Origin of the sequence: Paenibacillus oryzae, from assembly GCF_001675045.1 — a bacterium.
GTDB classification, from domain to species: Bacteria; Bacillota; Bacilli; order Paenibacillales; family Paenibacillaceae; genus Pristimantibacillus; species Pristimantibacillus oryzae.
Genome location: NZ_LYPA01000065.1, coordinates 35,866 through 51,940, shown reverse-complemented (window position 1 = coordinate 51,940; position 16,075 = coordinate 35,866). Strand labels below are relative to the sequence as shown.

Sequence of the window (16,075 nt, the reverse complement as noted above, 5' to 3'; positions counted from 1 at the left end):
TCACCAACTAATTCCAAGTCTACCCCTCTGTATCGGCGTCCACAACCCTACATATTGCATAAAATCATTTGTTTATTTCAAACAATACTAGGGCAAAACAAAAAGCCCCAGGAATGCTCATGCAGCATCATTCCTGGGGCCTCTCGTTTAAAGTTACAAATAAACCTCCTTACCCGTTGCTGCCGATTCATAGAGGGCTTCCAAAATACGAGTCACTACGAAGGCTTGCTCCGGCTTGACCAGCGGCTCCGTATTATGAATAACGGCCTCCAGCCATTGCCGCGCCTCCTTCGCTCCGGGATCATTTGCTCCAGCTCCAAAATAAGCAATGCCAGGGCCGCCGGCCGCCTTGGTCTCCATTTGCTTTCCAAACTGGATGTTGTTAAATACCAGCTCGCCTGTATAGTCCGCCCCCTGCTTCATCTCTGCTCCGCCATTTGTGCCATAAAGCGATGCCTTTGCTTCCTTCACATCCGTCGTGTTTAACGCCCAAGAGCTTTCGAGGAAAATGGTTGCGCCATTCTCCATCTTGATGAGGCCAAACGCAGAATCCTCGACCTCCAGCTCCTCCGGCTTCCATGGACCAAACATATTGCCCTCCGGCTTATCCCTCAGCTTGGAGAAAACCGAACCGCTGACGGACCTGGGCTTGTAATTGTCCATAAACCATAATGTTAAATCCAGCGCATGGGTGCCGATATCAATCAGGCAGCCGCCGCCTTGCTGCTCTTTGTCCGCAAATACGCCCCATGTCGGCAGAGCCCGCCTTCTGATCGCATGGGCCTTCGCCATATACACCTCGCCCAAGGCGCCCTCCCGGCAAGCGCGATGCAGAGTCTGCGAATCGTCATTCCAGCGGTTTTGGTAGCCGATGGTCAGCTTTTTGCCTGTTCGCTCGGCGGCATCCAGCATTTTTTGGGCTTCCGCCGAGTTGATCGCCATCGGCTTTTCGCACATGACATGTTTGCCCGCCTCCAATGCGTCGACGGTTATGAAGGAGTGCTGCAAATTAGGCGTCAGCACATGAACAATATCAATGGAGCCATCCTCCAGCAGTTCCTTGTAGCTGGTATACGTTTTGGCGTTTTCTGCGCCAAACTGCTGCGCCGCCTTTTCCGCCTGCTCCGGGATAATGTCGCAGAACGCAACCATATCCACCAAATCGCTATTTTGTTTAAGGGACGGCATATGCTTCTGAAAAGCGATGCCTCCGCAGCCTATAATGCCTGCTTTTAATTTCTCCATGGTCGATAATCCCCCTAAATGAATTTTTGCAAATACGCTAGATCATTACGAACGCTGGCAAGCTTATCCGCAGAATCCCCTTCATTTTCAACCAGCGCATAGCTGACATGTCCAAGCTCCTTGATCCGCTCGTATATTGGGGCAAAATCAAAATCACCCGTTCCCAGATCAACAAAATCCGAAGGCGCAATATATTTTCGGTAAAGCTCCATGAAGCCAAGCCCCTCGTCGCCGTTTGCCTTAACGGCTTCAAATAAATTAAGCGAGCCGGATAATTGCTTGTTGTAATCCTTTTGATGAATCATATCGCAGCGGCCGCCTACCCGCTCCATAACCGAAACAGGATCAACGCCGGCCCGCATTACCCACACAAGGTCAAGCTCGAATTTCAGATGTTTGGGATCGGTATGCTGAGCAAGAAGCTCAAACAAGGTGGTATCGCCAACCGTTTTGAATTCATGGGCATGATTATGCAGATACAATTGGAAGCCGCGCCGCGCTAGCTTGCCGCCAAGCTGCTCCAGCTGCTCGGCCAGACGCAGCGTGCTGTCGCGGTCGTCCATCCATACCGACGGAAGCACAAGCGACATGCAGCCTAGCTGCTCGTAATAGTCCATTAGCCCATCCCAGGAGTGGGCAAGCAAATCTTCGCCCGGCATAGGCCCTTCGTGGGCAGCGACAGCCTTAAGGCCGGATGCCGCAAGCTCGGCGGCAACCTCCCTGGCGGGAAATTCATCGCTGAATCGCGACATTTTGACCATATTAAAACCAAGCATCTCCAGATGGGTGTAGCCCGCTTCCGCAAGCTGGCGCAGGGTCCCGTAATAATCCTGGGCCAGCTGCTTATAGACCGAATAAATATTAATGCCTGCCGTAATGCTCATGCGGGATCATCTCCTATAATTTTTATTTATTGGCTGCAGCCCACTCATCCAGCTGCTTCTGTTTCTCGGCCACTATTTTGTCCATACCTGCCGATTTAAGCTTTGCGATGTATTCAGGCAAATAGCTTTCGGGGTCAAGCGTGCCGTTTTCCAGCCCGATCTTGAATTGATCCTTCACGTTTTGAACAGCCGCCACCTCCGTTTTGACGGGGTCCGCCGTAAAGCTGAAGCCAAGCGCTTTCGATTTCACTGCTGAATTATTGAATTCATCCAGCTTTGTCCACAGGTCCGCGCTATCCCCCTCCCAAATATGGGAGAGCAATTGATTGCCCCACATCCAGCCATGAGTCGGGTTGTAGGTAGCGTTGGAGGAATCCACGCCTGCGGGGAAGCCGATAATATTGCCCTCCTTTACTTCGTAGTGCTTGCCTTTAATGCCGTAGTCGATCAGGTTAACAAGCTCGGCATCCGAATACAGCAGGTTCAGGAACATCATCGCGCGTTCGGGGTCCTTCGAGTTTCTGGCAATGCCAAACATGATGTTGGCAATAGATGATGTTGTCGAGATAGCCGGAGAAATACGCGCCGCAACTAGCGGCGTGCCAGCAAGCAGCGACTCCTTGCTCTCATAGCCGGGTTTCATATGAGCCATAAAGGCAAACGCCTTGTTCGCTTTGATCAATTGCTCGGAGGTTGTTTGATTCGTCGAAATATCTTTAGGGATAAAGCCCGCATTGTACCAGTCTCTCGCTTTTTTCACCAGGCTTGCATATTCCGGCGTTTCATACCAGTTGACTACCTTCAGCTCGCCGTCGAAGCCAACCAATACGCCGTTTTCGTCGCCCAGCGGGTCGATAACGCTGCCCACGATGGATTGAATAACCGAAAAGCTTGGTCCCTCCGGCAAAACAGCCGCCATTCCCGGCTCATTGTCTTTAATGGTCTGGAAAACTGCAGTCATATCATCCAGCGACTTGATAGCATCTACATCAATCTGGTATTTGTCTACAATATCCTTGCGCATCACCAGGCCATAATCCGCCGCCCAGTCCCGCACGCTTGGAACCGCATAAATTTTTCCGCCGGAGGAGCCAGCCTTAATAACGTCTCCGCCAACAACCTTCTGAATATCTGCTCCGTATTTCTCCAGCAGCTCGTCCAATTCCACCAATTGGCCTTTAGCCGCTTGCGTGCCAAAGTTAAGCCCCGTGCTGGTTACAAGAATATCCAGCGGCTCATTGCCGGCCAGCATCAGGTTCATCTGCTGCTGCCAGGCCCCGATATCAATCGGCAAAAATTTAACGGTTGCATTGATTTTGGCTTGCGTAATTTTGTTGACCTCGGCCTGAACCTCGGGCAAATCCTTGATTTGACCAATGCTCAGAAAAGCCACCGTCAATTCATAAGGCTTTAGCTCCGCCGTTTGACCCGCTGCTCCATCCGTATTGCCCGTCGAGCCGGCATTCGATGGTTGACCTTCGCTATTGCCGCCGCATGCCGCAAGGACCAGAATAACCGCCAGCAGCACCGCTATCATTCCGTTTGTCCGTTTATTCATCTCTGCAACCTCCCTGTTTTGTAAGCATCTATGCTAACCGGCTATATGCCGTGTATAGCAAACATTTGCAGTCATCAGCCTTTTACCGCGCCAATAACAAGCCCTTTGACAAAATACTTTTGGAAAAAAGGGTACGCGCATAACAGAGGCACAACGCCGATAACAGCCATGGCCATCCTAACCGTCTCCAAAGGTATGGACGCGTTTGATACTTCGCCCGCATTAAGCGTTGAGGCATTGTTCTGAATAAATTGAGCGTTGAGCAAAATCCGGTTGAGCAGGTTTTGCAAGCTGAACAGCTTGCTGTCCGTAATATAAATCAGTCCGTTAAACCAGTCATTCCAATAACCGATCGTTTGCATTAGGCCAATCGTTGCAAGAATCGGCAGCGACAGCGGCAATATCATTCTGAAGAAAATTTTAAATTCACCGGCGCCGTCTATGGAAGCGGATTCAATAATATCATGCGGTATGGAATTCTGAAAAAACGTTCGCATAATGAGGACAAAAAAACCATTTGTCAGCAATCCGGGAATGATAAGCGCCAGCAGTGAGTTTTTCATATCGAATACTTGGGTGTAAATGATATAGGTCGGCACAAGTCCGCCGTTGAACAGCATCGTAAAAAAGACGTAAAAGGCCAGCTGCTTGCGCATCGGCATATCCCTGCGCGACATGGGGTAAGAAAGCAGCGCCGAGATGGATAAACCAACAAAGGTTCCGATAAGCGTCACCAAAATCGTAATGCCATAAGAGCGGGCAATGTTATCAATATCGCTCCATAAAAAGCGGTAGGCTTCAAGGCTCCATTGGCTTGGCATCAAGGAGTAGCCCTCCTTGACGATGGAGGCCTCGCTTGTAAAGGAGGTTGTCAGCAGGAGCGCAAAAGGCATGAGGCACATCAGCGCAAGGATGATAAAAAAAGCATGAATGCAGATTTGAAATAGGTTGTCCTTTCTACTTGCCATGGCTATCCCCTCCTAAAACAACGCATTGTCGCGATTTCGCTTGCTTACTACATAGTTGGACAGCAGCACTAGCACAAACCCAACAATAGATTGGTACAAGCCGGCTGCAGAGGACATCCCGATATCGCCAAGATTGATAAGCGCGCGGTACACGTACGTATCAACCACATTTGTTGTTGATAGCAGCTCCCCCGTATTTAGCGGTACTTGATAGAATAAACCAAAATCCGAGTAGAAAATACGTCCGATTTGCAGCAGCGTCATAATGGTAATAACCGGCATAATGAGCGGAATCATAATATGGGTGATTTGACGCCATTTTCCCGCTCCATCAATGGTAGCGGCCTCGTAATATTCCGGATCAATGCCGATAATGGCGGCCAGATAGATGATGCAGAGATAACCGGCGTTTTTCCAAATGTTCACGATAACCAGAATGACCGGCCAATGCTTCGGCTCGCTGTACCAGGACACAGGGTCGATTCCAAGCATCGGAAGAATTTGCTTGTTGATAAAGCCCGTCTCGCCGCTCAGCATGGCAAGCGCCAAATAACCAACGATAACCATTGAAATCAAATAAGGAATGAGAACAATGCTTTGATAAAAACGTGCGGCTACTTTTTTCTTGACCTCGTTTAGCAAAATCGCAATGCCAACCGCAATAATCAAATTCAAAATAATAAAGGTGATGTTGTACAGAAGCGTATTGCGGGTAATGATCCACGCATCCTCCGTTTTGAACAGATATTCAAAGTTTTTAAAGCCGATCCAGTCGCTGGCCAAAATACCTTTTGCAAAGTTGACGTCCTTGAAGGCAATCATTAAACCCAGCATCGGCAAATAGTTGTTGATAAACAAATAGATGACTCCGGGTATGATCATGATGAATAATGGCGCAAACCGCTTCAGCTTTTTCAAAACCGGACTCCGTGCCTTCCTTGCTTCCCTGCTGCGCTCCACTTGCTTGGCGGCTGCTGCGCTTGCCGTTGTTTCCATTGCGCTTCCCCCTTTCGCCTCTTGTATCCTTATCTTAGTTTTTTGCGGGGAAACGCACTACCACTATACCGACTTCTTCGTTGTCATCTTCCGACATCTTGAAGGAGAGATGAAAAGAAAAATAAATAAATCGGGAGTAAAAATGAATTAATACTTACATTTTTATAGTATATATATTATAATTAGTTTATAGGGAATAGATTGAAAGGGGCTGGAACTATGAGCTTTCCAAAACAGGATGCTTTTGAATTTGGTATTTATACATTGGGAGACCACCTTCCCAACCCGATTAACGGAGAACGAATCAGCGCGCAGGAGCGAATTAAACAAATTATCGAAATGGCCAAGCTTGCCGAGCAAGCAGGCGTTGATTTTTTTAGCGTTGGCGAAAGCCATCAGGAATATTTTGCAACGCAGGCTCATACGGTTGTGCTCGCAGCAATCGCGCAGGCAACCAGCAAAATCAAAATAGGCAGCTCCTCGACCATTATCAGTACACTGGACCCGGTTCGGTTGTACGAGGATTTTGCGACAATAGATTTAATTTCCGAAGGGCGGGCCGAAATTATTGCTGGCCGTGCTTCGCGCGTCGGCTTGTACAAGCTGTTAGGCTATAACCTGAACAACTACGAGGAATTGTTTGACGAAAAGTTTGAATTGCTGCTCAAAATAAATGCGCAAGAGGTCGTCAACTGGAGCGGAGAATTCCGCAAGCCGTTAAAGGACGCCCACATCCTTCCACGTCCAGCTGCTGGGAAAATTCCAATTTGGCGCGCTGTTGGGGGAACGACAGCAAGCGCCATTCAAGCGGGAAAAACAGGAGTGCCCATGTTTATGGCTCATCTTGGGGGAGCGGCAACCAGCTTCAAACGGACGATTGACGCTTACCGGGAGGCTGCAGACGAAGCCGGCTTTGATTCGGCGAAGCTGCCGGTGGCAACAGCAGGCTTTTTCTATGGGGCAGAAACGACACAGCAGGCTTTGCAGGAATATTATCCCCATATCAATGAGGGAATGAAGCTGACCAATGGCCGGGGCTTTCCAAAGCAGCATTTTGCACAAGGCATGGATAACCGCGATATTCTGAATGTTGGCAGCCCGCAGCAAATTATTGAAAAGCTGCTCTACCAGCATGAGCTGTTTGGCAACCAGCGTTATACGGGTCAATTGGATTTTGGCGGGGTTCCTTTCGATAAAATTATGAAAAACATCGACATTATCGGTACAGAAATTATTCCCGCATTGCGGAAATACACTTCGGATAAGGAGCGCTAATTATGAAAATCACGTTGCTTGTTGGCACAACTATTGGCTCTAAAACAAATATTGCCTTGCAATTAATGAAACAATATGTGGAGAAGCAATTTGCAGAGGATGATGTTCAATTACTCTCTTTAGCTGATTATCAAATCCAATTTAGCGATGGACGCAATTATTTGGAATATGAAGGCGATACAGGCTATGTCGCGCAGGAATTGATGGACTCTGACGTCATCATCATTGGCACGCCTATTTTTCAGGCCTCCTTGCCTGGCACGCTCAAAAATATTTTTGATCTGTTGCCCCAGCAGGCCTTGCTTGGCAAAGTAGTCGGAATTATCGTAACCGCAGGCTCCGGCAAGCACTATCTGGTTGCCGAGCAGCAGCTTAAGCCCATCTTGTCATATATGAAGGCCCAGCTTGTGCAAACCTATGTATTCATTGAGGAAAAGGATTTTCAGCAAAAAACGATTGTGAACGACGACGTTTTATTCCGAATGGAGCGGCTTGCGGAGGATGTGAAAATGCAGGTTGACGCCCAGCTTGCTATTCAGGCCAAAAAGGATGCGGAATATGGCTTCTAACGGACAAGTCCGATCAAAGTCCGCCATGATGTGAAAAAGCCCCCTTTGGGCAAACAGGTGAAATTTCAAAGCCTGCTTGCTTGCAAAGGGGATCTTTTTACTCAGAGCAAAGAATTCCGGTGCTTCTTGGAAGCTTGGAAGCTAATATAAAATATCCAGTCCTTTGTAGATCAAGTTTTCATTTTCCGACTCTTTTCTCCAGGCTTGCAAATTTTCATTATTGCCCCACTTTTTTGGGGCAATATGAATAGCCCTCCGCTCAGCCTTAGCTTCGGAATTTGTGCCCTGGATATCGGAAACCATAATACGGTATATTGACTTACTGCTAAAACGTTTTTTGATGAAGCCGCCGGTATTCCTGCGGACCAACGGAGGTTGCTTTTTTGAACATTTTTGAAAAATGAGAATAGTTGCCGTAGCCCAGCTCATAAGCAATGGTTGTAATGGCCACCTCGGTCTTGGCAAGCATCTGCTTGGCAAGCGCCACCCGCTCCTGCAGCACGTATTCAGAAATCGTCAGCCCTGTATCCTTTTTGAATAGCCGCGCCAAATAATCGGGATGCAGGCAAACATGGCTTGCAATATCCTCGCGGGATAAATCCTCGCTCATATGTTTGGCAATATATTGCTTCGCCTTATCTACAACGGTCTGGGTTTCGTCCATGACGGACAGATTGCCGCTGACCTCCTTGATCAGCATCTCTATCCACTCCAGCAAGTCGGTAATGGACCGGGTAACCGCATCTCCCCGTTTCATCAGCATCGCCGCGGAAAAAACCTGATGCGCCCGCAGCCCCTTGGCATGCAGCACCTGATGCGTCATTTGTAAAAAATCTTCGTAGAAGCTTCGCATCCAGCGGGCGTCCGCCTGGCCCGTCTGCTTGACTTCTTCCAAATACGCTTCAATCTCCTGAAGCATTTCCTTGCCGCAGCCAAGCTTAAACATCTCTCCCCAGCCGCTCATTACGGGGAGAGGCGCCATATCCGGGCACTCGCCGCTATGGGTCAATGCTATCCGTTCATTGGTCCGCGTCACATTATGCGACTCCAGCTCGACAAGCTGCTCGTACATGCTGCATATTTCCTCAATCGGCGCTCCATTGCCCATATAGCAGCAGAGGTCGCAGAAAAAATACCGGTTGCATTCTTTAATATAATGATCAAGCTTTTCCTTCAGCTTTCCGCCTTCCCCCTCGTCACATGGGAGGAGCGCCAGCAGCGCCCCGCTTCGGACCTGAACCACTCTCCCGAGCCCGGACTTGTCGAGAATCATTTCCTCGAAGGAGTTGCGCAGCGCATACTCCATAATTTTCTCCTCGCGCAAGGTCAGCTCCTTATGCCAGCGCTGGACGCTAATAAGCACAGGCGTATATTGCGGCAGCTCCTCATAGGCAAGATTATGCTTCAATAACGCTTCACGAACAGCGGCTTTCGTAGAGGGGATGGAATGATTAAGCAAATCCTGCCAGAAACGCTCCATAAACATCGGCTGATACGCTTCCCACAGCCGATAATAATGCTCGTACGTATCCGCAAAATGCAGCTTCTCGCGCTCAAGCTCGGCCTTGGCCAGCTTATCCAACACGCGCTTGACCGTACTCTCCAGCTCGGAGTAACGAACGGGCTTGAGCATATAGTCGCAGCTGCCCAGTTGAATCGCCTTTTGAGCATAGGAAAAGTCGGCATGACAGGTCAGAAACATAGCTTCCGTATCGGGGCAGTGAATGTTAACCCAATGCAAAAGCTCGAAGCCATTCCCTTGCGGCATTTCAATATCGCAAATAAGGACATCGATTTTGCTGTCGCTCATAATCTCCTTGGCAGTGCGGATATTATACGCCTCATGCACAACCGAAATGCCAAGCGTTTCCCATTCGACGCCTGCCTTAATGCCTCTCACTGCGTGCCGCTCGTCATCTACAATCAACAGCTGTCTCATTGCTTTCGTCCCCCTGTCTCCTCTGCTTGCACCGGAAGCCACATTTCCACGACTGCGCCATGGCCGGAGCTGCCGCTAAACGTTATGCGGGCAGCATCATGATAAAGAAGACCAAGCCGCTGCTTTACATTCTGAATCCCGATTTGATCGCCGGTTTCATTGCTTAGCTCCATATCTCTGCGAAGGAGCGCCAGTACCTGCGGCGGGAAGCCTTGTCCCGTATCCTCTATGCGGATATACAGCGTATGCTCATTATCTGCTTGCGCAGTAACGGCAATATGAACCTGCGTATCCGTATTGACGGCATGCTTGATGGAATTTTCGACGAATGACTGAATGATTAACGGTGGAATCGGTATTTTGCCAAGACGTTCATCCGCATGAAAGGCAAAGGTCAGATCGCCGGGAAAACGCATTTCCTGAATGCGCAAATAATTCATCGTATGAGCAAGCTCATCGGATAAAGCAACAAAGGACAAGTTGCTGCGGAACATAAACCGGAAATATTGGACTAGACAATGCGTCATTTCCTGAATGAGGCGATAGTCCTTCACCTGCGCCAGGTTATATACAATGTTTAGTGAATTGAGAAAAAAATGCGGGTTGATTTGCAGCTGCAAATGCTTGAGCTGGGCCTTTTTGTAATTGAGCTGCTCCCGCAGCACATTAACCTTAAGCTCCTGAATTTGCGTAAGCATGCGGTTGAACGAAACATTCATCAGTTCAAATTCATAGGTGGAGGAAGATTTGGTAATCCGGATATCCAGATTGCCGTCTTCGGCCCGGCGCATCGCCATAATGATGCGGTTGACCGGAACAAGCACCAGCTTGCGCAGCAGCAATAAAATGACGGGCAAAATGATAATGGCCCCGAAGGATATGAGGGAAACGATTCTGCGCAAAAAAGGGAGCTTTTGCAGCACGACGCTATCGGGAATGAGGGCGACAAGGCCAAAGCGGCCGCGCGAGGATTGTTCGCCAACGGCGATAAACTGGTCGTTGCTTCCCGTTAGCTGATAGCCTTCGCTGCCGCTGCCCGGTTCAATGGATATATCGCTATTCATCGCCGTTTCAACAATCGGCTTCATCTGATCATCCGTCAAAAAAGCGCTCCCGTTTTCCCCGAGGTCGATTAAATGCAGCGGCACCATCAATTGCTCCACATTACCCATTGCGCCAATATAAATGTCCCCGTATTGAAGAACATAGGTCAAGTAATCGACGCCAGCCATTTGCCGAACGAACCATTCCTTCTGCAGCGGCTTGCCGGGAAGCTTGATCGTATGGACAATATCCTTCTCCAGCGCAGTTTGGATATTATAATCAGGGGCAACCCCGAACACGGTCATCAAATCATCGTTTTGGGGCGAATACATAAAAAACATATCCATCGACTTGTAATTGGGCAGTTCATTTCTCAATTGATTTCTTAGCTGGATTTTCTCAAAGGTATAGCGGTCGGCATTTTGCTCGCGCGGCAGCTCCAGCACCAGCAGCCCCGTCTCCGTCGCCGCAATATTGTACAGATATTTCTCCACTTCCTCCAGATTGCGGTCAATTTGACCCATATAAAGAATAATCAGATTTTTATTGGACTGGGCCACCTGGTTGCGGACGACATTAATCGCATATAAATTGTTATAAATCATAAAGGAGAAAATAGGAATAACAAGCAACATAAAACCAAAAATAAGCTTAAAGCGGAGTGTGCGATAAAAAGACGGATGTCTGAATCTCATGCCTGGCCCCTCTCCTCTGCCGCTTGCTTTATCAAAGTATATTATGTTCTGTAAGCGGTTTCAACTAGTTTGTCAGTTGTTGCTTTCAACTTATTCGACAGTTTTTGTTAGATTATAGGAACCTTATGACTATGGAAACCTGCTTGATGTTCTCTTAAAATGGAGCTATGTAAGTTGAACAAGTGGGCATGGCAGCAACACGTTTGTAAGCGCATCCATAGAATTCTGATTAGCGTGCCCATATACGCTAAATCCAGAGAGGAGAATTTGCATTGCTTAGAATGGTTACAGTGGAGCATGGACAAGTTCAGGGGCTGCCAGCTGCAGACCCGCGCATTACCAGCTTTAAGGGGATTCCTTTTGCCGCGCCGCCCACAGGCAAAAATCGTTGGCGCGCCCCGCAGCCGTTATCCAACTGGAGCGGAGTGTTGAAGGCGTTTGATTTTGCCCCAACCTCCATGCAGCCTAAAACGGTCATTGACGACAACAATATTTACACGCGGGAGTGGTCCGTTGATCCCGACCTTCCCATGAACGAGGATTGTCTGTATCTGAACGTTTGGACGCCGGCAAAACAAGCGGATGAGAAGCTGCCCGTTTTTGTCTGGTATTTTGGCGGAGGGCTGCAGGTCGGCCACACGGCCGAGATGGAATTTGACGGTGAACGGATTGCACGGAGAGGCATTGTAGTGGTGACAATTAACTATCGCCTGAATGCCTTTGGTTTTCTGTGTCATCCGGAGATCACAGCCGAAGCTCCGCATGCCCCAGCCAACTTCGGGCATCTTGATCAGCAGGCCGGCACCCGTTGGGTAAAAGAAAATATTGCCGCCTTTGGCGGCGACCCTGACCGCATCACGATTGGCGGCCAATCGGCTGGCGGAGGAAGCGTGCTTAGCCATCTGACCTCTCCCCAAAATAAAGCCTTGTTCCAGCGCGCCGTTATTATGAGCGGCATTGCAAACGAGCTATACCCGAAGGTATTCGTGCCAGCCGTACGCAAGGAATTGAAGGATGCCGAGCAGGAAGGGATGGAGTTTTTCCGTTTCTTAGGGGTATCCTCTCTTGACGAGGCCCGGGAGCTTGACGCCGAATATCTGCGCGACAAAGCGCTGGAATACAAGGGCTTCTGGGGGACGGTGATCGACGGTCAATTCTGTATAGGCGATCCCTTCACCCGCTTTATAGAAAGTAAACGAGAGCTTGTCCCCGTTATGCTGGGACATACCTCATCTGAATTTTGGACCCGGCCCGTTGCGGGAATGATGGAGGAGCTGCGAGAGATGGCGGGGGAGCTGTTTGGCGAGGATGCTCCTGCCTTCCTGAAGCTTTGCGAAGCCGATAAAGGGAATCTGGAGCACGCCTTGCAGCTGGCGTCCGTGCGTATGATTCAGCATGCCATCCTGTTAGCAATTACCGCCAACAGCAGCGCTCCCTCCCCGTCGCCGCTGTATTATTACAATTTTGACGCCGAAATTCCGGGATGGGACAATCCCGGTACCTTCCACTCCGTCGATTTGTGGTTTTTCTTTGAAACACTGGCCAAATGCTGGCGGCCCTTTGTGGGCAAGCATTACGATATTGCCCGCATCATGTGCAATTATTTGTCCAATTTTATTGCAACAGGCGATCCCAACGGGCAAGATGCCAACGGGAAAGCTATGCCGCATTGGATGCCCTGTACAACGGAGCAGCCGTATTTGATGGAATTCGGAGATCAGGCCGGGCTGCAGAGAGCAGACGGAAATCCGCTGCTGGCGTTTCTGGTACAGCACTACTTCGGGAAACCCGCTATCGCCGCTTCTCAAAGATGAGCAGCCGGGTTTAGCGGTACGTTCTATGGAAAGCCTCATATAGTCAGCCATACGTTTCTCTTTGCGCAAGATATGTTTGACCGGGACATATTGAGATAAGGAAGGGGGGAGAAACGGATGAATCAAATTTTCTATGTGGAATGCGATGCAACGCATGCCGGCAATTTTGTTTTTGACATTCCTCAAGGGCATCAATGCTGGCTGCTTGTCATAACCAAAACGCCGGCCCAATTTTGGGTCAACGGAGAGCTCAGGCTTTACCCTGCCCACAGCGCGGTCCTTTATCGGGCGCATCAGAAAATTTATTATCGGGCCTGCGGGGATGAATATATCAATAACTGGATTCGTTTTGAGTCCAACGAACCTTTTGTCGCCAAAACCACCCTGCCGTTTGGCATCCCCTTTGCCCTGGACGACCCGGATTATTGCCATGCCTTGTTCAAGCTGCTTATTATTGAGCATAACTTCAATCGGGACTACAAGGAGGCTTCCATTGATTATCTGCTGAATACGTTATTCAACAAGCTCCTTGAATCCTATTTTCATGAAGGCTTCAACGCTCAATACTACACCTTGCTTAAGCTTCGGGCAGCCATCCAGAGCAATCCGGTCGATGAATGGTCCGTAACAAAGATGGCGGACTTCCTTCGCATCAGTCCCGGCTATTTGCAAATTTTATACAAAAAAACGTTTGGCATCTCACCTATGGAGGATGTCATCAACTGCCGGATCAAGCTGGCAAAAGAATATTTGCTGCAGGGCTCCCACAGCATCGCTGAAATCGCTTTTCAATGCGGCTACCAGCATGTGGAGCATTTCTGCCGCCAATTTAAAAAGGTCACCGGCAGCACGCCGCGAAAATACCAGCTGCATACCGGAAACTTCATAGGCAAATGCTCCGGGCTGCAAGGCTAGAAGCTGCTCCTGCTTAAGGCATGGAGCAAAAGGCACAAGCAGCTTCGATGCCGCCATAGCTTACACTGCGCGACCGATTGCTAGCCCGCAGCAAAAAACAGGGGCTATCCGAAAAGTCACGTGAAACGAATAACTATTCAGCAGAGAGGACCGGAGGGGAAAGGGTGTCTTGAGGGCGAGTTTTTTTGTCGGCTTTTATCCACTAAAAAACAGGATCAAAATAAAGCCGACAAAAATGTTTGAGCTTCCAAGACACCTTTTCCTGCAGGTACCGGTTTTGCTGAATAGTTATTCACGGAAATAGACTTTTCGGACAGCCCCTGTTCGCCATCAAATTCGGCTTTGCTTATTCCTTTTTATTTGCTTGCAACGGCTTCAGCGCGCAATTTGATAATTTTTTGTGCTCGGCCCGAATCCGTTTCAAAGACGTCAGCCCAGCCTAAACCTTCAACGTCGCTTTTCATTTTTTCCCACAGCTGGTCAAACTCGTCTTGATTTTTGGCAAAAATCATTCTCCAGGACGTGTTTTTCACATAATCCGATATTTGACTGCGTTTGTTTTTAATTTCAGATGAATCGCTGCCCAAGCTGGTGTTAATGTTAGGCACGATGTCGATCATATTGTTTTTGATATAGTAGTCGGTTGGATTTGTTGCATTATAGGCCTTCTGCCAATCCGTTGTGAGGGTCGTCTTGTTCGCTTCTATTGTAGCGCTCCAATAGTTGTTGTTGTAGAACTCTCCCGTATCCGGGTCAAAGACAAAATCGCTCATGATCATGCTGTTGATTTTGCTTTGTCCGTCCTGGTAGCCGCCGCCCCCGTATTCATCCGGCACCGGCGTATTGTTCTGGAAGGCCGTTTGCCCGACCTCGGTCAGCCTGAATTTGCCATCCTCCGTCTTTTCATAGTTGAAGCCCTCAAAGCCGTTTGTATAATAGCGCATCCCTTCCGGAGAGACGATCCAGTCCAGAAACTCGATAATCCGATCAGGGTCCTTAGCCTTGGAGCCGATGGCGAACACTCTTCCGCTTCCGTAATAGGCATCGCTGTTCTGAAGAATTCGCGTATCCGCTATTGGCACAGCAACGTTGCCATCGCCGTTCCGCCCTCTTTCAATCGTGTTATAAAACCCTCTTTGCCATGAATACCACAGCAGCAAAACCTGCTTGTTGGTCAATTTCTCCGCTACCTTGTTCCAATCCTGCGAAGGAGAATCGGGATCCACCAGGCCCATCTGGTTGGCCTTGAAGTAGAACTGCAAAATCTTTTTGTACATGCTGTTGTCATCAATGAGCGGAACAATATCGCCCTTGGCGTTAAGCTGGATCGTCGTTGTGCCCGTCGGATGCTCAAAGCCGTACCAGTTGCCCAGCCAGCGCACATTTTCCATGCTCCCGCCGTCCCAGTCCTTCCACAGCGTAATCGGAACAATCGGCTTGCCGTCCGGCGTTGCGGGATATTTCTCCTGCATTTGCTTCAGCGCGTCCAGCAGATCATCGAGATTGTTAAGCTTGGGAGCCCCGATGCCTGAATAATAGTCCCATGGCATGATCGGACTTGAATACGGAATTTCCTCTGAAAAGGTTGTTGGAGACGTATCGGCCGTAAATGTCGGCAAGGCATAAATTTTCCCGTCCGGATTGATGGCTTCAAACGCCGCATTAAAGGGCTTGAAGTGATTATCCACGTATTGGGACAAATACTTCGTATTTTTAATCCGGTCCGTAAGATCCATTATCATCCCTGCGGGAAGCAGCTCCTCCAGCTGGCTGTTGTCGATGATGAGGAGATCGCCCAGATCGCCTGCCGCCGTTCTCGTTTTGTACAGCTGATCGCCGGCGACCTGCGGGGCCAGAATGTTCAGCGTAAGATTAAACTTGTCCTTCACAAGCTTCCCGTACCAGCCCGTCTGCTCTCCCTGATAGTTCGCGGCATTGTTGAACACGGTAATGCTAAGCGGCTTGCGCTCTTCCGTACCGCTAGTCCCAGGCGACTCGCTTTGTCCGGTCGGCGGGGGGTCATTTTTGGAGCCGGTCGTACAACTGCTAAGCACCGCGGCAATCCCCAGATAACAAGCCAACACGAGCAACAACGGCTTCTTTATTGCTTTTCTGCTCATTCTCAATCCCCCAGTTTTCGTTAATGTATTATAACGACGCGCCTTAGGGCATG

12 protein-coding genes are annotated in these 16,075 nt (G+C 49.2%); 4 read left to right on the top strand and 8 right to left on the bottom strand.

What is annotated here, in order from left to right:
- Positions 1-153: 153 nt before the first annotated feature.
- From A7K91_RS16300 to A7K91_RS16280, 5 genes are all read right to left on the bottom strand, one after another.
- A complete protein-coding gene (locus tag A7K91_RS16300) occupies positions 154-1,245 on the bottom strand; it encodes a Gfo/Idh/MocA family protein (RefSeq protein ID WP_068684611.1) in 1,092 nt (363 codons plus the stop codon).
- Between the two features lie 14 nt (positions 1,246-1,259).
- On the bottom strand, positions 1,260-2,129 hold the full coding sequence (locus tag A7K91_RS16295) for a sugar phosphate isomerase/epimerase family protein (RefSeq protein WP_068684609.1): 870 nt from the start codon (positions 2,127-2,129) through the stop codon (positions 1,260-1,262).
- A gap of 22 nt (positions 2,130-2,151) precedes the next feature.
- Complete coding sequence (locus tag A7K91_RS16290) at positions 2,152-3,687, bottom strand: ABC transporter substrate-binding protein (protein WP_068684607.1); 1,536 nt, start codon at positions 3,685-3,687, stop codon at positions 2,152-2,154.
- Between the two features lie 74 nt (positions 3,688-3,761).
- Positions 3,762-4,655: a carbohydrate ABC transporter permease gene (locus A7K91_RS16285; RefSeq protein ID WP_068684605.1), complete on the bottom strand. Its 894-nt coding sequence runs from the start codon at positions 4,653-4,655 to the stop codon at positions 3,762-3,764.
- 12 nt (positions 4,656-4,667) lie between these two features.
- Positions 4,668-5,651 (bottom strand): ABC transporter permease, encoded by a 984-nt coding sequence (locus A7K91_RS16280; RefSeq protein WP_082967502.1) that lies wholly within the window; start codon positions 5,649-5,651, stop codon positions 4,668-4,670.
- Positions 5,652-5,870: 219 nt separating this feature from the next.
- Between A7K91_RS16280 and A7K91_RS16275 the strand changes: the two genes are divergently transcribed.
- Complete coding sequence (locus tag A7K91_RS16275) at positions 5,871-6,926, top strand: LLM class flavin-dependent oxidoreductase (RefSeq protein WP_068684603.1); 1,056 nt, start codon at positions 5,871-5,873, stop codon at positions 6,924-6,926.
- A gap of 2 nt (positions 6,927-6,928) precedes the next feature.
- Positions 6,929-7,495: an NADPH-dependent FMN reductase gene (locus A7K91_RS16270; protein WP_068684601.1), complete on the top strand. Its 567-nt coding sequence runs from the start codon at positions 6,929-6,931 to the stop codon at positions 7,493-7,495.
- A 325-nt stretch (positions 7,496-7,820) separates the two neighbouring features.
- On the opposite strand, the gene A7K91_RS16265 is transcribed toward A7K91_RS16270, so the two are convergent.
- Both A7K91_RS16265 and A7K91_RS16260 read right to left on the bottom strand, forming a co-directional pair.
- Positions 7,821-9,434, bottom strand: a complete 1,614-nt coding sequence (locus A7K91_RS16265; protein ID WP_068684599.1) for a response regulator transcription factor — start codon at positions 9,432-9,434, stop codon at positions 7,821-7,823.
- Entirely contained in the window at positions 9,431-11,173 is a 1,743-nt protein-coding gene (locus A7K91_RS16260; protein ID WP_068684597.1) for a sensor histidine kinase, read from the bottom strand. The genes A7K91_RS16265 and A7K91_RS16260 overlap by 4 nt, the downstream gene beginning before the upstream one ends.
- A gap of 281 nt (positions 11,174-11,454) precedes the next feature.
- Here A7K91_RS16260 and A7K91_RS16255 point away from each other — a divergent pair, with 281 nt between their 5' ends.
- Complete coding sequence (locus A7K91_RS16255; RefSeq protein WP_245697604.1) at positions 11,455-12,987, top strand: carboxylesterase/lipase family protein; 1,533 nt, start codon at positions 11,455-11,457, stop codon at positions 12,985-12,987.
- Between the two features lie 117 nt (positions 12,988-13,104).
- A complete protein-coding gene (locus A7K91_RS16250) occupies positions 13,105-13,902 on the top strand; it encodes a helix-turn-helix transcriptional regulator (protein ID WP_068684593.1) in 798 nt (265 codons plus the stop codon).
- 356 nt (positions 13,903-14,258) lie between these two features.
- Here the strand turns inward: A7K91_RS16250 and A7K91_RS16245 are convergent, their stop codons facing one another.
- Positions 14,259-16,022 (bottom strand): type 2 periplasmic-binding domain-containing protein, encoded by a 1,764-nt coding sequence (locus A7K91_RS16245; protein ID WP_068684591.1) that lies wholly within the window; start codon positions 16,020-16,022, stop codon positions 14,259-14,261.
- Positions 16,023-16,075 lie beyond the last annotated feature (53 nt).